Consider the following 18189-nt stretch of genomic DNA (forward strand, 5'->3'; position numbering starts at 1 on the left):
TAACGGAAGATTTCGAAATAGCTATATCATGATTTTTCAAATATTCGATTGTTTTTTTTGAGTTTTTCTTTGTTCTCTATTGTGACTCAAATTGCTCAGTAGCTTTCCAACACTTAGATATTTTGAGCCTCGTCATCTTTCTCTTGAAAAGACTTTCTTGAAGCAGCAATCAAATGATTTAAACCAGAATCATGTAGTGTTCCAGGAGAAATACCACTCTGAACAAAGAAAACTTCCATAGAACACAATCTATTTTGTTTTTCACAGTCTTTTAGATATTTAGCTAGTAATGTATTTATGTTTTTATGGACGCGTGGTCCTCTCTCACGTTTCGGTAAGTTTATTAGCAAATGTTGAACTTCTTTTTGATAGTAACCGTTTAATTCCTATTTTACTAACGTCCCTGTTAGTTGAATAAGAGTACAATTTGTGATTTATTAGGAGGACAGGAATTGATGCATCAGCACAACGACTTTCGCACATAAGACTTATCGGAGGAATTTATGGATAATAAAAGGTGCTTTTCAATTGGGGAAGTTTCTAGATTAAAAAATGTTACGATAAAAGCCTTACGTTATTATCATAATATTGGCTTGTTGATACCTGCATACATTAATTCCAATAACGGTTATCGCTATTATACAATTGATCAATTCATCTATCTGGATATTATAAAAATTTGTAAGCAAAGTAATGTAAGTGTTAAAGAAATTAAAGCCTTATTTGCTAAAGCCGATACTAATTACCTTAAACTTTACTTAGAACAGAAAAAAGAAGAAATTCATAAAGAAATAAAGAAATTAGAACAACTTAATAAACGAATAGAACTATTAAGGGCAGCTATTCATTCATCTGAAGATGAACTTATGAACAATGGATTTAATATTCAGACATTTGAAGACAGATACTTTTTAAGTTTACCTACACAAGGTGGAGAACTTAATAAGATAAAGTCATTCGATAAATTAGATGAAAAATTAGGCGAATTTACAGCCCATACGTTTCAGTATGGATTAATTTTTTCATGTCACTATGATAATTGGGAAATCAGTGATGTATTTCGTCTAATAACATCAGATGATTATAGATTACTTAAAGATACCTCTAATGTACCTGAATTACCCAAGGGAGAATATTTAACTGTTAATTGTACGAGAGATACTGAAATTGAAACATTTCAATTAGTAAAAGAATATTTGAAGAAAAACAGTTTGACGTGTAATAAGGTTTATATGTTTTATTTAGTGACAGATGTTTTTAATCAATATAATCACTTCTCCCAATTTCAAATAAGTCTAAAGCCCACCCCATAAATGAAGTGGACTGACTTTTAGCTTAAAGTTTGTATTCATAAATAAAATTTGTATTTTCGAGTTTACCGATAGGTAGATTAAATACAGTTGCTTTTTCATCAAGACGGACAAACCCATTATGGTCATAGAATCCATAGTTACACATTGTGTCTGTATACAGATAAATTTTATTTGCTTTTGTATCTCTTAAGTAAGAGATGAGCTCATTAAATAATTTTTTTCCTACCTTTTTTCCTCTAGCTTCTTCAGAAACAGCAAAGAATTCTAAGCAACCCTGAAACTCATTTTCTTTTCCTCTAATTAACTTGCTGTTTGCCTCATTAGTCATGGAGGTGAGTTCAACAAATACTTTTCGTTCTATGTCATTTAGATTTAAGAGTTGTAGCAATTCACTTGTATAATCTTCTTGTAGCAATCTATAAGATGTTGCTTCACCAACTCTTGAACCAAAAATTACACCAATGACTTCTCCATCTAATGTAGCTACTCTTCCAAAAGTACTTCTGTTTAATATTGGACTTATGAACATCATTGTAACTGCTGCATTTATGATGCTCTCATCCTCGATAAAATCTTTTGCGTTCCAAGTATCTGCAATAATTGCTTTAATAGGTTCTATATCCTCTTTTCTAATGTCTCTAATATCTAAGTTCATTTTGACTTCCTCCTTTTAATTGATTAGCTTACAAATTGAGTTTAATGTCTCCTCTAATGGGGAGAGTCAAGTATTTATTGCAATGCTTTTTTTCAACTAACCGTTTATTGAATAAAAAGGCTCTCCTTATTTCAGGAAAGCCGCCGTAAGTATATTAAAAAAGAACAAAATTCTGCCGATGGTTAATACCACAAGTCGATACTCATCTTGTTAAAATATCTTTTTTTATTTTATTCCCGTCTTTACTCGCTTTACGGGCATTTGCGTTGTCTCATTTGGATGTTATAAGCTGTCTCATTCGATAATTTAATTAGTCTCCATTGATGTTATAACCCACATTGTGCCCATTGTTCCATGTACAATCCTTCATTTGGGGATTCTCTCCCTGCAAAAACATCTTTTTTTTCCTAAAAAGCTTATTATTGACAAGGTGAATGAAATTGCCATAAAATAGATTTTGTTTGAAACTGATAATCATTATCAATATTGTTTCTATCAAATCAATCCGATGAAAGCACAACCAGGAGCGAACGCCTTCATTCGGTCGGGGAGGATTTTCATTGTTTCCGAAAGGAATTCATAATCTGCAAAACCGACTCATCATAAGCAAAGCAAGAGAAATGGGAATAACCTGCGAGCCACTTCTCGCAGAATGTGAAGATTTTCTAGAATTGTCCTATGGGGACAAGCGCAGAGTCATTAATAAAACCAGATCGCATCGTCTACCCTTGATCGCTGGACTGCTCGCTAAGAACAAGCAGGTATGTAATATGCTACTGCATGAGCGGGGAATGCCTGTGCCGCCGTTTATCGTTATCGAGGCAATGGGTGACAAGGCAGCGCAGTTTCTGAAACTGCATCGTTCCATTGTAGTGAAGCCGCTGGACGCAAGCGGCAGTGCAGGTGTGACACTGGACGTTCGAACAAACGAGGAACTGGAAGCGGCTATTGCCCGGGCGGGTACCCATAGTAACAGCATCATGCTACAGCAATTCATAACGGGTTTGGATTATAGGGTACTGATCATTAACGGGGAAGTGGCAGCAGTAAATGAGTATCGGCCTGTCTTTGTAGAAGGGGACGGCACCTCAACCATCCGGGCGTTGATTCGAATGTTGAATCGGCAGCGAATCCAGCATACCCGTATAGGGAAGTTCGAGGCCTTTCCCAAGATTGATGAAGACGCAGAGCCTTTGCGAAAGGTTCTGCTTGGACAGGGAATCACGCTGGAGGAGGTACCTGCGGCAGGAAGAGAGATCGAGCTATATGATCTTCGCAATTCGGCCGCCGGAAACATTAGTGAGTTTTATGTGGACTGTACAGAAGCGATTTTTCCTGATAATGCACAAATGGCAATTAAAGCCGCAGAAGCTCTCCAGATTGATGTGGCTGGCATTGATATCCGTTGTGGGGATATCGGCCAGCCGCTGACAGCAGATCAGGGAGGCATTCTGGAAGTCAACGCATTGCCGGACCTGACGCACCATGTCTTTCCCTTTGGGGGAACCACACGTGATGTCGTCCGATTGTACCTGGAATATCTTTTTCAAATGGAACATCATTTCGAAAAGTCGATTACAGAATAAGGGCAATTCATTGCCTGTTATGGCTCAATGTCCCGCTTACTTTGTTCTCGCTCCTATGGTGTGGTCGGTACATTCGAATGTGTGTGCCCACCCGCCGCAAGCGGTGGCATCCATCCAGCATTCTGCTGCTGGTCACCAGTGCAGGTCTCTGGATGATAGGTCTGCTAAAGACTTGCCGGGGTCGGAACACCAGCGAATATGGCCCGATGGGCGGCACTGAAAGAGGTTAGTAGGCTCTCGGCTGTGCCATCCTGTTGGCCTTGTCCCTCGTTTTATTTATAACCCGAAAGAAGGTTGGCAACATTGTTCGAGATGGAAAACAGGCTCAGGTCTGAAGCAGAGCAGCAGGCGAATGTACACTCTTGTAAGCTGCTGCTCAATTGTTATCTCCGGGAGCTTGCGGTGGAGAAGGAAGGCGACATTCGGATTAATCCAGATGCGATGACGTACGCAGTTGCTTTTCAGGCCAGCGGGGTGACGATAACCGGACAATTCGCGTATTACTCGGCTATGGGTGAGCATGAGTACCGAAACATACAACAGCTTCACGGGCAAGCGGTGCATTATCAGGACCTGGTTCGCTGGATCACCCGGGAGCTGAGTGAAGACACGGCGTATGGAAACAGTCGGCATGAGCAAGGTGGGTTGACCCGTGCGGCTGCTGTGCGTGATTTTGTGGAAAAGGTAGATAACAGCGTGAATAATCTTGTGCTGTATATCGAGCAGGCTGCTGGACTTGGCATGTATGATTACTGTACTTCCGAACAGTCTCTGGTGTATGGTCATCCCTTTCACCCGTTTCCAAAAAACTCCAAAGGTTTCACTGAACACGACGTACGGATGTACAGCCCGGAACTGCGTACCTCGTTCCAACTCTGTTACGTTGCTGTGAGGAAGGATGTATACAGGCAGGAATGGGTAGATGATCCCACCAGGATCAATCTGCATGCCAGCCTGCACGGGCATGTGGAACAAGCTTGGGAAGCGGAGTGCGGTGAGCATGGGGATGAGTATGAACTGCTGCCTGTCCATCCCTGGCAGTATACGTACGTGTTGAGCTTGTCCGAGGTCCAGCAGTATATTCTGGACAAGAAACTCATTCCGATAGGCAGCTGTGGACCGAAGGCCTACCCAACCTCCTCGGTACGCACCGTCTATATTCCAGAGCTAAATTGCAATATCAAGCTGTCGCTGAACATACAGATTACCAACATGATTCGCACCAATAGTGCGGAGCAGATGCGAAGGACGCTGGACGCCTCCAGGTACGTCAGGCAGCAGAATTGCTTCGGTGCAGATCAGCATACGCAGATTGCCTATGAGACAGGTGTAGCCACTTGTGATTTTCAGGAGGAAGAATTAACGAGTTTGTTTACTGTCGCATACAGACCGATTGAGTTTGACCCGGAATGTACTTATGTCCTGTCGAGTCTGGTAGAAGCTCCCTTGCCGGGAATGCAATCACGACTCATGACGATGCTGGGTGGCGTACGTGCTGAAGCCGAGCACTGGTTTGCACGTTATCTGACCTTGTCTTTGCTGCCCATTGTACGAGCGGCCGGAGAGCGAGGCATTCACTTTGAAGCTCATTTGCAAAATACTCTCGTGACGCTAAGAGACGGAATGCCTGAGGCATTTATCGTGCGTGACTTGGAAGGAGTCAGTGTCGATGAGGAGCTGATGCATGAGGTGGATACCGATCCCTCTAGATTGTTGTTTTATCCACGGGACAAGGCTTGGGCGAGGACATCCTATTACTTTATCATCAATCATTTGGGTTCCCTCATTCATGCGATGGCAAGGGATGTGAACGTACCGGAGGAGCATTTCTGGACAAAGGTCCGCGAAGTGCTGGTGAAGGAACTAGACCGAACTGGAAACGTATATGTGCAGCATTTGCTGACCGCGGACAGTTTTCTGGCGAAACAAAATCTGGTGAGCTGTCTCAGGGGGATCAGTCAGACCCCGGCGTATGTGCCGGTGAGCAATATAATGAACCGAATAGGGAGTGAAGTGACGTGGGGTTCATAGGGTACAGGGCTGAGAAAGGTCACAAGACGGCAGTATACACGGATGTACAGGAACGGATCATGCGGCAGACGCTGGAAGCCATGTGGTTCGAGGGTATCCTTGACTGTAAGGTGGATGGGAACGAATGGCGCACTGTGGGGCGGAATACGTCAGGGCAGGCTGTGGCATACAGCTGTGAGGCAGAGCAGAAATTTTCATTTGGCCGAGTGAAGGTGGCGAAGGGCTCGATTCGAAGAGAGGGCGTGCCCTGCACTGATCTGGATCTGTTTCTGGAGGAAATGGTACTGAACCTTCTGGAGGGTGCGAATGTGACGGCCTTCATTCAGGAATTGCTGGAGACGATGGCGAAGGACAGTCAGTGCCGGGCTTTGCTGCCTGAGAAGATTCCGGATAAAGACCGACACTATGATGCCCTCGAAAGCCATATGAGCGACGGTCATCTCTACCATCCAAGCTACAAGTCGAGGCTTGGCTTCACCCTAAAAGACAATCTTGCTTACGGTCCAGAGTTTAACTCGGATGTGACCGTATTCTGGATTGCCGTGAAAGAAGAACTTGTGCAAACGGCTCTCTCCACAGGCTACACGTCAGAACAGTTGGTGAGGCAACATCTCACAGAGGCGGATATCAGCCGATTTGATCGGGTGCTTCAGTCGGAAGACACTGAGGGGAATCGCTATATATTCATTCCTGTTCATCCATGGCAATGGGAACACCAGCTGGAATCGGTATTTGCCCGGCAACGAATGAACAGAGATATCGTTTTTCTCGGCCCTTCGGCATCAGCTTATCGCGCCCAGCAGTCCATTCGTTCCCTGTCGAACCGAATGAATCCAGAAGCGCCTTATCTCAAGCTGGCACTGAGTATTACCAATACGTCCAGTACACGTATTCTCGCACAACACACGACCCAGAACGCACCGCTGATCAGCGACTGGCTGGAAGCACTGATTCGGGAGGATGAGTTGCTGCAACGGGAACAGTTTGCCATTCTGAAAGAAATCATGGGACTCTCGCTCCGGTACGAGAACTTGCCTGCAATCCAGTATGGACGAGCGTATGGCACAATCGGGGCGATCTGGCGTGAAAATGTATCTGTTCATCTGCAAGAAGGCGAGACAGCTTGGCCCTTAAATGCACTTATGCTAGTACAGTCGAACGGGGTACCGTTTATCCAGGGTGCAGTTGAGCGTCATGGCATTCAGAAGTGGAGTGAAGCCCTCGTTCGAACGGTATCGCTACCCATTATTCATCTGCTCTATGCACACGGCATTGCGCTGGAATCGCATGCCCAGAATATCATTCTGGTGCTGGAAAATGAACTACCGAAACGGATCATCATCAAGGATCTTCACGATGGTGTCCGCTATGTACCCGAGAAGTTGCTGAACCCAGAAAGAGCCCCGAAGCTGCACCCCGAACCGGAGATCCATCGCAAGTTCAATCGGTATTCCTTTATCTACGCAAGTGATGTGTCGGAAGTCCGGGACTATACGTATGATGCGTTCTTTTTTATCTGCATGACGGATATTGCGCTGACGCTGGAGAAGTTCGGTCTGACGGAAGAAGCGTTCTGGCAACTGTGCGCGGCTACGATTATGGACTACCAGCGGGAGCATCCAGAGTATGAGGAGCGGTTCGAGTGGTTTGATCTTTTTGCCGAGGATGCGCTGATTGAAGAGATGACCAAGCGCCGCCTGTATGGGGACGGAGAGCTGTATTTCCGTAAGGTCAGCAATCCGTTGAAGTTGGCGAAGGACGTTTTCGGATGAGAACCAACACGCTGAAGGAGAAAATTGAACGTAAACAGCCGGTGTTCGGCCTTTTTGTTTCTATCCCGCATCCGGTCATCATCGAGATGATTGGACATGCGGAGTATGATTTTGTAATTATCGACCTGGAACATGCCGCAACGAATATGGAATCGGTGGAAGAGCTGGTTCGTGCTGCGGAACTGGCAGGGATGACCCCGCTGGTACGCATCTCGAAGGTAGAGCGAGCAGAGATTCTAAAGGTATTGGACTGCGGCGCACAAGGCATCGTCATACCTCATGTGGAACAGCGGGAGCAGGTGGAGGAAGCGGTTCGTCATGCGTATTATCATCCGCTTGGCATGCGGAGTCTGAACAGTGGGCGTCCGGGGGTATTCGGCAAGTATCCACTCACTGGGTATATTCAGGAAGCGAATGAACAGGTGATGGTTGTACCGATGATCGAAAGTGTGGAGGGCGTCCGGCAAAGTGCGAGCATTCTATCTCATCCCCAGGTGAGCTGGGTCCTAGAGGGGGCGGCAGACCTGTCGCAATCACTTGGCGTACCGTGGCAGACGGAACATCCAGACGTGCAACGTTCGCTAGGTGCATTACATGAAGCCGCGAAGCAGTGCCAGGTACCGTATGCAACGGTGGCCAGAAGCAAGGAAGGCATGGCGCTGTGGGCGGAACGGGGGGTATACATATACGTGTTGGGCGATGACCGGAATACGGCTTTTCGGGCGTACGAACAGAAACGGAATGACTATGGAAATGCGGGTGGACTGATATGAAATCAAGCGTATGGAATATGATCCATGAACTGCAAAGAGATAGTGAAGACCCGGTATGTGCTTATGTCTACGATCTGGCTGGTATTCAGAAGCAGGTCCGTCACATGCTGCACACGCTGCCCGGAGGCATACGGTTGTTCTATGCCATAAAGGCCAATCCCGATTCTCGAATTATTGAGGCTTTGCTGCCCTGGGTTCACGGGTTCGAGGTAGCTTCCATTGGCGAGTTGCTCAAGGTGAGGAGCGTAAGTAGCGAGGTTCCAATCCTGTTTGGTGGTCCGGGGAAAAAGGAGAATGAGTTGAAGCAGGCTATCGAGCATAAGGTGCGTTTTATTCATGTGGAGAGCCTGCTGGAACTGCGGCGTGTCATCGCCATTGCTACAAGGAGAGGAGAGGAAGTTCGCATTCTGCTGCGGATCAATCTGAGAAGTAGCACATTGCCACGGACCCGGATTGTAATGGGCGGTGGTCCGAGTCCATTCGGCATGGATGAGGAGAGCGTGGAGGAAGCAGTCCGGGTCATTCGTGAGGAAGGTGCGGGTTCGGTGCATTTATGCGGATTTCATTTTCACTCGTTATCGAACAATGTGGACGCAAGACTGCACGCCGAGATGATCGAGCTGTATTTGCAAAAGGCGGAGATGTGGCAGCAGGCATATGACCTGCATCTTGAAGTAATTAACGCTGGAGGCGGGTTTGGTGTCACATATGATGGTAGCCCCGGGTTCGACTGGTCCCTGTTCACATCCCTGATTGAGCGAAGTGAAGCTAGAGGGCGCCTTGCTTCACGCGGCATACAGTTGTATTTCGAGCCGGGTCGCATGCTTGTCGCTGACCACGGTTATTATGCGGCAGAGGTTACGGATATCAAAACATCGCATGGTCAGCATTTTGCCGTGTTAAGAGGAGGTACACATCATAATCGTCTGCCCGCATCATGGGGACACAACCATCCATTTCACATTATGTCTACGGACCGTTGGGGACATTCGTTTGCAAGACCAGAGGTACGGGACAACAAAGTTCACGTGGTCGGAGAACTATGCACACCCAAGGATCGTATGCATTCAGATGCGGAAGTAGAGCGGCTATGTGTAGGCGATGTTGTTGTGTTCGAGAAGTCGGGAGCCTATTGCTGGACCATCTCGCATCATGATTTTCTGGGTCATCCGCACCCGGCATTCCATTATTTGACGGAGGACGACAACCATGTCAACAGTGATGAAGCGTGCCAGTCTGCAAGACGCTGAGCGGCGGATTATGGAGGATCTGATCAATGCATTTCTGGCCGAGCAATTGCTTCCGCTGGAAGGGCATCCGTTCATTGAACTCTCTACTTCACCAGAACCGTTCCGCCGAATGTTTCTGGGGGATGGTAATGGAGGTCCTCCGCAGAGTGGACGAAGAATAGCTGACGGACTCGACGGCAATGTCGCAGGCAAGGATAAGCAGGATGAGAATGGAACAGGTAGGCATAGTGGACAGCTTATGTTGCATCTGAAAGGGATTTTGTTTCTGGTGGAAGCAGGAAAAAGGCAGGGATATCAATGGGTACAAGGTTCACCTGTCTATGGAGAGACACCGGATGGAGGCTGGAAGCTTCTTGAATCTCCAGCAGTCGTAGGACAGGCTGTGCTTCGGATGACGCTTTCCGATGAAGCATACGCGCATCCCGGGGTTGCGGAATTCTTGGCAGGCGTGGAAATAGCCACCGAGCAATTGGCACTGGGACTCCAGCAAGTGCAAGGGCTGGGAGAACAAGTTCCGTTCAATGCCTACGATTGGTTTATCAAGGGAGAGCAGGTTGCAGCGCTACGAGATCGTCCATTTCACCCCACCTCTAAGGCCAAGGTGGGATTCACAGAAGCGGATGTGGCCCGGTATGCAGCGGAATTCAGGAAGGAGATCCCGCTGCGATGGGTGGCGGTGCGTTGGGATGCCGTACAACAGGGATGTGGGGAAGGGCTGTCCACACTGGATGTACTGGATGAAGAACAGCGGAGCAGGCTGGAAGCAGAATTGGCCCGGAAAGGCCTGAATCTGCAAGAATACATGCCCATGCCAGTACATCCATGGCAGATGGAGCATATCATCTTGCCGCGTTTTACTGGAGAGATCGCGGACGGCACCATCATTGTACTGGATATCGAATTGGGAGAGGTGCAGGCGACATCGTCCCTGCGCTCGATGGCTCCGATGGAGGAATCCACACAGATGCTCAAGCTTCCGGTCAGTGTGTTGTCTCTCGGGGCCGCCCGCTATCTCCCGGTGGTGAAGCTGCTGAATGGTTTGGCTGGGGAGAAGATATTACGACAGGCGGTGGCCTGTGATGAATCGCTCACAGGTAAAGTGTGGCTCTGCGAGGAACGGAACTGGTGGGGATACATGCCGGAATCCATGGGATTGTTCGATGATCATCCTCGCCATCTGGCCGCCCAGATTCGCATCTATCCGCCAAAGTTGCTGGAAGAAGGTGTGCAGGTCATTCCCATGGCTGCGCTTGGGGTGACGCTGGAAGGTCGCCATATGTTATCCGACCTGCTGGGCAGAGCGTTAACCAGTGAAGAGGTTATAGAATTCTACACCGATCTGACGGCGTTATTCTATGATGTGGTGATGCGGCTGTTCAAGGTAGGCGTTGTACCTGAAATTCACGGTCAGAACTGCTGCGTGGTCCTGCGGGACGGACAGGTGAACGGCCTGTTATTCCGTGACCACGATTCCGTACGTTTGCATCAGCCGTATCTGGACAAACACGGCATTGCGGATCCAGGTTATCATATCCGGCCAGGATACTCGAACAGCTTGTATAATGAGACGATCCGCAAGCTGATCTTCTACGTGCAGTCGCTGGGCACGCAGGTGAACCTGGCTGCAATTATGGAAGCGCTAAGCGAGGTGTATCCTATCCCGGAAGCGAAGTTATGGGATATTACCGAGCAGGCGTGGAAGGAAGCGCTACGGGTGGTGCCGCTTCCCGAAGCTGACCGGGCCGAGCTGTTCCAAGCGGTATTCGAGAGCAGGGAATGGCCGGTGAAGCTCATTGTCCGTCCGCTGCTTGAAGCGGACGGGGTGCCTGGGGCGATGCCATCGGGCAAAGGCACAGGTCATAATCCTTTTTACAAAGGATAGAGTTGTGGCTAGAATGTTAGTTTAGATAGGGTGAGCGATGACGGAGGTGACCCGGTGTAATCGGGTTGCCTTTTTTAGGTAAGAGTTCATTGATAGCAGTGAGTGCAGTCACATAGACACATACAAAAACATGACTATAATGAACACATAGTTAAAATTTAGTCTTTATGGAGCTGACGGTTCCAAACATCTCATTTACAAAGGAGAGAATTCATCTCATGAGCATACATTTAGAATTGGATTCCTTGTCCGTTGAAAGACTAGAATTGGCCCTTTCAGGACGACCGGGAATGTTCAAGTTGTTTTATGACACCGAGGATTGTGGATGCAATGGCGTACTCGTCATCTTGGTTGTCACTACACCGAATGCAACTGATAAAGTAGTTCAATCTGAGCCTTATTCTTTTTGGGTAGATCAGCAGCAGGAGCAGCAGTTCGATAGCAGAATGCGGCTTGAGGCAGACCCTAGTTACCCGTCATTCAAGCTAAGCAGTGATGCCGGTATGTTTAGTAGCAACATTAGAATTAAAGATGTCCGCATAAAATCGTCTGAGGAGTGATATGGAATGGAAAAGGATAATAGCGATGGGTAAACCATCCATTCAGAACTAGCACCAAACTCCAAAAGACGAACCTGATCCAGTCCAATTGGAAGAGGTTCGTCTTTTGCGTTATATACAATTCGTTCCTCCAAAAAACGAAGTGTTTAGTGGGCTGCTCTGAAGTGGTACAATAACCTTTATGATAATCGGAGAAGGACGTTGAGAAGATGAAAAACTTGCTCGTTTCGGGCTATCGTGCCCATGAGCTGAATATTTTCAGTCAGAAGCACGAAGGCATTCCATATATTAAAAAGGCGATTGCAGGCAGGCTTATTCCCCTGATTGAAGAAGGGCTGGAATGGGTGATTACCCCCGGTCAATACGGGGTGGATTTGTGGGCCTGTGAGGTCGTTACTGCACTAAAACAGCAATATCCCCACCTGAAATGCTCTATTATGATGGCTTATCAAAATATGGAAGAGAAATGGAAAGAGGACAAAAAGGAATATTTTCAGCAGATTTGTGCCGAAGTTGACTATGTGGGAGTAGTCAGCCGCCAGCCTTATCAGGGGATATGGCAACTTAAAGCACGGGATGAACTTCTTTTCCGCAAAACAGACGGTTTATTGCTTGTTTACGATGAGGATGCCGGAGAGGGCAGCCCACGTTTTATGAAGGAACTGGCATTGAAAAAACAACAGGCAGAGGGCTATCAGTATATCAGCATCAGCTCGGAGGATATCCAGAGCATCGCGGATGAAGAACGATTATTCATGGACCTCTGATTTTTAAAGCATTAGCCCGGATTTTTGAACAAAAAGGACGTGCTCGTCCCTTTACATTTATGTAAGCGCTATCATAAGATTTAAACAACAATAACTTATCAGTCACATAAAATAAATTTATTGAAAATACAAACCATGAAAGGAGCTAATGATTCAGATGAACAAAAGGTTTCGATATGCTGCGTTGCTCTGCCTCGGTGTCATGTTGAGTGGAGTGGTCACCCCGATGGATAGCCAGGTCTCTGCTGCCTCTACGAGGCAAATGGAAAAGCTAAACCGTGGAGCCGTCGCTGTTAAGGTGCCTGAGGGTGTACTGGTGAGCTGGCGCTTGCTGGGCACGGAAGCGGATTCGGTCGGCTTTAATTTGTACAGAGGGACAAGCAAGGTGAACGATGCGCCGATTACATCGAGAACCAACTTTTTGGACAAGGCAGGTACGACCTCATCTTCGTATACCGTTCGTGCCGTGGTCAATGGAGCAGAGCAGGCCGCTTCTCCTGCGGTGAAGGTATGGAACAACAACTATCTGGATGTTCCGATCCAGCAGCCCGCGGGAGGCACAACCCCGGATAATGTGAACTACACGTACCACGCCAATGATGCCAGCGTAGGGGATCTCGATGGAGATGGCGAGTATGAGATTGTGTTAAAATGGGACCCTTCCAATGCCAAGGATAATTCGCAATCCGGTTATACGGGAAATGTATTTTTGGATGGCTACGAGCTGGATGGAACACGCAAATGGCGGATCGACCTGGGACGGAACATACGGGCTGGAGCCCACTACACACAATTTCTCGTCTACGATTTTGATGGAGATGGCAAAGCAGAGATCGTATGTAAAACAGCAGACGGCACGGTAGATGGTACAGGTGTAAAGATTGGCGATGCTTCGGCTGATCATCGAAACACGAGCGGATATATTTTAAAAGGTCCCGAGTTTCTAACTGTGTTCTCAGGTGATACAGGCAAGGCTCTTAGTACGATTGACTATGTGCCACCGCGCGGAACGGTATCGAGCTGGGGAGATAATTATGGTAACCGTGTAGATCGTTTTCTCGCCGGGGTTGCTTATCTGGATGGCGTGAGACCCAGCATTGTGATGGCACGTGGTTATTACACCCGCACCGTTCTGGTCGCATATGATTGGCGGAACGGCAACCTGAGCCGACGCTGGACCTTTGACAGCAACAGCTCCACCAATGCTGGAACGGCTGGACAGGGGAACCACAGTTTGAGCGTGGCGGATGTGGATGGAGATGATAAGGATGAGATCGTGTATGGCTCGCTGGTTGTAGACGATAACGGAGCGAAGCTGGCTAACACGGGGATGGGACATGGAGATGCACTTCATGTTGGCGATCTGGACCCCGACCGTTCAGGTTATGAAGTGTTCAAGGTGAACGAGGACAAAAATGCCACCTACGGAGCTGCCATGTACGACCCGCGTAATGGAAATATTTTATGGGGCGTAAATACAGGCAAGGATACCGGAAGAGGCATGTCGGCAGACATTGACCCGCGGACTAAAGGGAATGAGCAGTGGGCACCGGGTATTGGTTTGCGTTCAGCCAAGGGACAGCTCATTACCAACACGCTACCGTCATCCATTAATTTTGGCATCTGGTGGGATGGGGATCTCCTCCGTGAACTGCTGGATCATACCTCATCAAGCGATGGAAAAATAGACAAGTGGAACTATACGAACTCGACTACTTCCAACTTGCTAACGGCAACAGGAACGAGTTCCAATAACGGAACCAAAGGAACGCCGTCCTTGCAGGCCGATCTGTTCGGTGACTGGCGTGAGGAAGTCATTTGGCGCAAAGGTGATAATTCGGCGCTGCGTATCTACACAACACCATACGAGTCAGAACACCGATTCTACACGCTTATGCATGATCCAGTGTATCGCCTGAGTGTTGCCTGGCAGAACGTAGCTTATAATCAGCCGCCGCACACCGGGTTTTATCTGGGAGAAGGGATGTCCAAGCCCCAGCAGCCGAATATATATACTCCTTGATATGTCGTTCGGTAGTGGTCTGAAAGCAGGTAGAATGAACAAGAACAGAGAGGGCTCCAAGCTAATTGGAGCTCTTTTTGTCATGACAGCCCACAAGATAACGTATGCTTTCCAAAAAAAACGGGAACATTAGTTCTTATTGATGGAACATATGTATGAAAAAGGAGGCGGAATCGGTGAGTTCTTTAACGACTGAAGCCATGATCGAGCTCGTAACTAATGTCGGATTCCCTGCTGCATTAAGTCTGATTCTGTTAAAATACATCCTTGTCACTTTGAGTCGCAGATTGGAGGAGCTGGACCGATCTGTTAAGCAACTGTCGCTATCCTTGGAAGAGATGGAGGCAAAGCAGTTGAAACAGTCAGAACAACCGTCCCCGGCAAATACGGACAAACTTCGTGCAGAATGAACAAAAAAAGGCAAATAGAAACAATTTAGCAACCCAATCGAGAAGCGAAATTCTTATAATAGAAACGTGTGCAGTTTATGCAGACATATGATTATGGAGGTGTATATGAGTATGAAAATAAATACGAAGCTATCCGCACTATGCATTGCGGCCACACTTATGAGCGTGGCGCAGGCCGCCGCTGCCGCGCCCGCCGTGACCGCTCCAGCGGAAGCGACGCAACCGAGCGTGGCCAGTCCGGCCGCATCCGTCCCAGCCCAGGTGCCAGCACCCGCAGCGTCTGCGCCGGCTACGATGCCAGCCCCGGCGCAAGCGCCGTCGGTTCCAGCCGCCTCGACCCCGGCCGCAGCCGCAGGTTCTGCCAAAGCCGCTACACCCGCAGCTCCGTCTGCACCAGCACAGCGTCCATCTACATCGGTAGCGCCAGCGGCTGCTCCGTCCGTACCGTCGACTGTGAAGCCGTCTAAGCCGCAACAGCCGTCCACTTCGGCGCCAGCAGCCGCGGCTTCCAGCGTGAAACCGACGCAGCTGGACAAGCTGAATCACGAGAGTGCGGTTCCGCTTGTGCTGGAGGCGCAGTCTCGTTATCAGTATGCGATCAGTGGTGGCAGCCCGGTGGGTGAGTCGTTCCAGTTGAACGGTAAAAGCTACCGCTATCTGTCCGAGGATATCGGCACGAAGACCAAGCTGATCAGCTATTTGACGCAGGCCTATACCAAACAGGCCAGTGAGCAATTTGTCGGCAAATTTTTCGTTGAAGTCAACGGCAGACTAGCTCAGTTGAACGCAGATGGTGGCAATTTGCTAGAGTTCAACCGGGCTACGGCGAAAATGGTGACCATGACTCCGGTGAAGCGCAGCTATCTGCTGACCGTGCCTTATCCGGCAGAAACCAAGCAGGCGAATGCGAAAATCACCGTGAATTTTGAAAAGGTCGGCAACTACTGGAAAATCAGCTCCGCACCGCATGTCATTTTCTAAATTAAGATTTTGCAACAGGCTTCATATGGGGTAATGTGATGTTAAGGCTTGTTTCGTAAGCCCTAATTCAATACAGGGGAGTGCTGTGCAATGATGACACCCATTAAGGTAAAAGACGTTAAGGATATTGAAAAAATCAATCAAATCGTTTCGAATTATACCTATGACATCTGGATTCATGGCAAAAGCGGCATGGCAGATGCCAAATCCATTTTAGGCATGTATGTGCTGAAGCTGGATGAACCGCTAACTCTGGTTGTACCTGACAATGTTAATCCCAAGAAGCTGTTCAAGGAGTTGGAGGAATTTATCCATTTTCCTGCTCAAGAAGAATAAAAGGCAAGAAAGCACCTGCTCTATTACTAAAATAACGCAAAGAAGCCGTGGAACCTAAGTCCCACGGCTTCTTTTTTTAGTGTTCTTCCTCGTCTAAAAACGGGAGATTCACCGAATAGTACATAACCCCCATAAGCAGCACGCCACCAACCAGATTTCCGAGCGTGACCGGAACGAGATTATGGATCACACCAGCGACAGAAACCGTACCCGGATGATCCAGCACGAGCGCAATGGCGAAAGTACACATATTAGCCACACTATGCTCATATCCCGAAATGAAAAAGCAGAACACAAACAGCATCATGGCGAACATCTTTGCGCCATTTTCCTTCATAAACATTGGAACAAAAAAGGCAAGACAGACCAGCCAATTACACAAAATAGCTCGGAAGAATAGCTGCATTGCAGGCGCTTCCATTTTATGCTCAACCACGCTCAGTAGAAAGCTGTTCACGCTGGAGGAGTCAAACAGCCCGGTCAAGTAAATAAGGAGCGCAAATACCCCCGCACCCAGCAAATTACCGCCATAGCTGGCAGCCCATAATCGAAGCACCTGCCCCCAGCGCAGCTTTTTACGGAGCGCAGCATAAGTGTAATAGAAGGTGTTACCTGTAAACAAATCCCCGCCGCCGTAAGCGATCAGAATGATGGCCGCTCCGAACGTGAGTGCCGCCATGGGATAAGTGAATGGAGAATGCTCCATGTAAAAAAAGTTGCCCGTCTTGAAGGCTACAATAACGCCGAACCCGATGAACATACTCGCCAGCATGGAACGTGCCAAATACCGGAGTAGGCTCTGCTTGTAAATTTTGTACTTCTTCATGGCTAGCTGTTCGACATTGCGTAAGCCTTCCGTCTCCATATTTAAGGACAACCTCCTATTTTCTCATATGTAAGTCTTTAAACAGACTTTATTTTTTCCGAAACATGTCCAGTCTGTCAGCAATCCTGTTAGCTTAACAAACCAAGTTTTTGCAGTCCGTACAAAATACCGTCTTCATCTGCGCGTTTTGTGACCATTTTAGCTGCGGCTTTGGCTTCATCACAGCCGTTGCCCATCGCGACGCTGTTATGTATAGCTGTCAGCATCTCCACATCATTTAAACCATCGCCAAAGGCGTATTGATTTTCATCGGCAATGCCCAGTCTGGACGTAATTTCGCGGATGCCCTTCGCTTTGGAGCCAGAATGAGGAACAACGTCCACAGAACTCGGATGCCAGCGCACAAAGTCAAACGCCTTGAATACCGCTTCATAGAAAGGCTCTTCTTCTGCTGTACACATCAACAGCGTCTGATAAATATCTCTTCCTTGGAAATAGAGCGGATCGTATCCAACCGAAATCTTGGCCTTCAGCGTTTGGACCGATCTCTCCACAAGCTCATCGTTAGGAATATTGGCCTTCATGTCCATATGATCCATGTATACGAGAGCATGATTATGTGTGAGAGCCAGATCGGTCATCGCTTGCAACGCTTCTCTGTTCAGCGGATTGGTAGCGACCACTTCCCCGCGAAGCACGACATATTGCCCATTAAAGCTAACGTAGGAATCAATTTCTAACTGCTCGCGAATATCTTTGAACATAAAAGGCGCACGGCCTGTTGCGATGGCCACCTCATGTCCCAGCTCTTTCAAAGCAAAGACGGCCTTTTCTGCCGTTAACGGCATTTTCTTGTCATCGTCCAGTAACGTACCGTCGATATCAAAAAAGATAATTTTTTTGTCTGACATGTCCATACACCTGACTTTCAATAATGTATTGTCGAAATGAACTCATATGGATTCATTATATCAAAGGAACTGCTTCTGAATACACAAATACGTATAAATCCTCATGAATGTCC

Annotated in this window: 17 protein-coding genes; 13 read left to right on the forward strand and 4 right to left on the reverse strand. The window is 47.7% G+C overall.

The window, feature by feature from the left end:
- The first annotated feature begins 503 nt into the window (after positions 1-503).
- Positions 504-1313 (forward strand): MerR family transcriptional regulator, encoded by an 810-nt coding sequence (locus NLX74_RS19070; RefSeq protein ID WP_254329655.1) that lies wholly within the window; start codon positions 504-506, stop codon positions 1311-1313.
- 22 nt (positions 1314-1335) lie between these two features.
- On the opposite strand, the gene NLX74_RS19075 is transcribed toward NLX74_RS19070, so the two are convergent.
- Positions 1336-1968 (reverse strand): GNAT family N-acetyltransferase, encoded by a 633-nt coding sequence (locus NLX74_RS19075; RefSeq protein ID WP_254329656.1) that lies wholly within the window; start codon positions 1966-1968, stop codon positions 1336-1338.
- Positions 1969-2528: 560 nt separating this feature from the next.
- Here NLX74_RS19075 and NLX74_RS19080 point away from each other — a divergent pair.
- From NLX74_RS19080 to NLX74_RS19125, 10 genes are all read left to right on the forward strand, one after another.
- A complete protein-coding gene (locus tag NLX74_RS19080; RefSeq protein ID WP_254329657.1) occupies positions 2529-3554 on the forward strand; it encodes an ATP-grasp domain-containing protein in 1026 nt (341 codons plus the stop codon).
- 312 nt (positions 3555-3866) lie between these two features.
- The gene (locus NLX74_RS19085; protein WP_254329688.1) at positions 3867-5585 is read left to right on the forward strand and encodes an IucA/IucC family protein; all 1719 of its coding nucleotides are present in this window, start codon (positions 3867-3869) and stop codon (positions 5583-5585) included.
- Positions 5573-7357, forward strand: coding sequence for an IucA/IucC family protein (locus NLX74_RS19090; RefSeq protein ID WP_254329658.1), 1785 nt, complete (start codon positions 5573-5575; stop codon positions 7355-7357). Before NLX74_RS19085 ends, NLX74_RS19090 begins: the two co-directional genes overlap by 13 nt.
- Complete coding sequence (locus NLX74_RS19095; protein ID WP_254329659.1) at positions 7354-8130, forward strand: HpcH/HpaI aldolase family protein; 777 nt, start codon at positions 7354-7356, stop codon at positions 8128-8130. Before NLX74_RS19090 ends, NLX74_RS19095 begins: the two co-directional genes overlap by 4 nt.
- Positions 8127-9380, forward strand: coding sequence for a type III PLP-dependent enzyme (locus NLX74_RS19100; protein WP_254329660.1), 1254 nt, complete (start codon positions 8127-8129; stop codon positions 9378-9380). Before NLX74_RS19095 ends, NLX74_RS19100 begins: the two co-directional genes overlap by 4 nt.
- Positions 9340-11262 carry an IucA/IucC family protein gene (locus NLX74_RS19105; RefSeq protein ID WP_254329661.1) on the forward strand — a complete coding sequence of 641 codons (1923 nt, stop codon included), beginning with the start codon at positions 9340-9342 and terminating at the stop codon, positions 11260-11262. The genes NLX74_RS19100 and NLX74_RS19105 overlap by 41 nt, the downstream gene beginning before the upstream one ends.
- A gap of 218 nt (positions 11263-11480) precedes the next feature.
- On the forward strand, positions 11481-11822 hold the full coding sequence (locus tag NLX74_RS19110; protein WP_254329662.1) for an iron-sulfur cluster biosynthesis family protein: 342 nt from the start codon (positions 11481-11483) through the stop codon (positions 11820-11822).
- A 209-nt stretch (positions 11823-12031) separates the two neighbouring features.
- Positions 12032-12589 (forward strand): SLOG family protein, encoded by a 558-nt coding sequence (locus tag NLX74_RS19115; RefSeq protein WP_039272489.1) that lies wholly within the window; start codon positions 12032-12034, stop codon positions 12587-12589.
- Positions 12590-12746: 157 nt separating this feature from the next.
- Positions 12747-14612, forward strand: coding sequence for a rhamnogalacturonan lyase (locus tag NLX74_RS19120; RefSeq protein ID WP_483311658.1), 1866 nt, complete (start codon positions 12747-12749; stop codon positions 14610-14612).
- Positions 14613-14788: 176 nt separating this feature from the next.
- The gene (locus tag NLX74_RS19125; RefSeq protein ID WP_254329663.1) at positions 14789-15022 is read left to right on the forward strand and encodes a YvrJ family protein; all 234 of its coding nucleotides are present in this window, start codon (positions 14789-14791) and stop codon (positions 15020-15022) included.
- Between the two features lie 53 nt (positions 15023-15075).
- Here NLX74_RS19125 and NLX74_RS19130 read toward each other — a convergent pair whose 3' ends face one another.
- Complete coding sequence (locus tag NLX74_RS19130; protein WP_254329664.1) at positions 15076-15558, reverse strand: hypothetical protein; 483 nt, start codon at positions 15556-15558, stop codon at positions 15076-15078.
- On the opposite strand from NLX74_RS19130, the gene NLX74_RS19135 reads away from it, so the two are divergent.
- Together NLX74_RS19135 and NLX74_RS19140 are read left to right on the forward strand one after the other, a co-directional pair.
- On the forward strand, positions 15536-16003 hold the full coding sequence (locus tag NLX74_RS19135) for an IseA DL-endopeptidase inhibitor family protein (RefSeq protein WP_254329665.1): 468 nt from the start codon (positions 15536-15538) through the stop codon (positions 16001-16003). The genes NLX74_RS19130 and NLX74_RS19135 overlap by 23 nt on opposite strands.
- A gap of 90 nt (positions 16004-16093) precedes the next feature.
- Entirely contained in the window at positions 16094-16339 is a 246-nt protein-coding gene (locus tag NLX74_RS19140) for an HPr family phosphocarrier protein (RefSeq protein ID WP_071639720.1), read from the forward strand.
- Positions 16340-16415: 76 nt separating this feature from the next.
- On the opposite strand, the gene NLX74_RS19145 is transcribed toward NLX74_RS19140, so the two are convergent.
- Both NLX74_RS19145 and NLX74_RS19150 read right to left on the reverse strand, forming a co-directional pair.
- Positions 16416-17204 (reverse strand): formate/nitrite transporter family protein, encoded by a 789-nt coding sequence (locus tag NLX74_RS19145; protein WP_039272492.1) that lies wholly within the window; start codon positions 17202-17204, stop codon positions 16416-16418.
- Positions 17205-17293: 89 nt separating this feature from the next.
- Positions 17294-18076 (reverse strand): Cof-type HAD-IIB family hydrolase, encoded by a 783-nt coding sequence (locus NLX74_RS19150; RefSeq protein WP_254327137.1) that lies wholly within the window; start codon positions 18074-18076, stop codon positions 17294-17296.
- Between the last annotated feature and the right edge of the window lie 113 nt (positions 18077-18189).

Source organism: Paenibacillus sp. MZ03-122A (genome assembly GCF_024213325.1).
In the GTDB taxonomy this organism is placed as follows: domain Bacteria; phylum Bacillota; class Bacilli; order Paenibacillales; family Paenibacillaceae; genus Paenibacillus; species Paenibacillus polymyxa_B.

Coding starts and splice junctions, on each gene's coding strand:
- NLX74_RS19070 (WP_254329655.1), top strand. CDS start 504: ATGGATAATAAAAGGTGCTTTTCAATTGGGGAAGTTTCTAGATTAAAA.
- NLX74_RS19075 (WP_254329656.1), bottom strand. CDS start 1,968: ATGAACTTAGATATTAGAGACATTAGAAAAGAGGATATAGAACCTATT.
- NLX74_RS19085 (WP_254329688.1), top strand. CDS start 3,867: ATGGAAAACAGGCTCAGGTCTGAAGCAGAGCAGCAGGCGAATGTACAC.
- NLX74_RS19095 (WP_254329659.1), top strand. CDS start 7,354: ATGAGAACCAACACGCTGAAGGAGAAAATTGAACGTAAACAGCCGGTG.
- NLX74_RS19100 (WP_254329660.1), top strand. CDS start 8,127: ATGAAATCAAGCGTATGGAATATGATCCATGAACTGCAAAGAGATAGT.
- NLX74_RS19105 (WP_254329661.1), top strand. CDS start 9,340: ATGTCAACAGTGATGAAGCGTGCCAGTCTGCAAGACGCTGAGCGGCGG.
- NLX74_RS19110 (WP_254329662.1), top strand. CDS start 11,481: ATGAGCATACATTTAGAATTGGATTCCTTGTCCGTTGAAAGACTAGAA.
- NLX74_RS19115 (WP_039272489.1), top strand. CDS start 12,032: ATGAAAAACTTGCTCGTTTCGGGCTATCGTGCCCATGAGCTGAATATT.
- NLX74_RS19120 (WP_483311658.1), top strand. CDS start 12,747: ATGAACAAAAGGTTTCGATATGCTGCGTTGCTCTGCCTCGGTGTCATG.
- NLX74_RS19140 (WP_071639720.1), top strand. CDS start 16,094: ATGATGACACCCATTAAGGTAAAAGACGTTAAGGATATTGAAAAAATC.
- NLX74_RS19145 (WP_039272492.1), bottom strand. CDS start 17,204: ATGGAGACGGAAGGCTTACGCAATGTCGAACAGCTAGCCATGAAGAAG.
- NLX74_RS19150 (WP_254327137.1), bottom strand. CDS start 18,076: ATGTCAGACAAAAAAATTATCTTTTTTGATATCGACGGTACGTTACTG.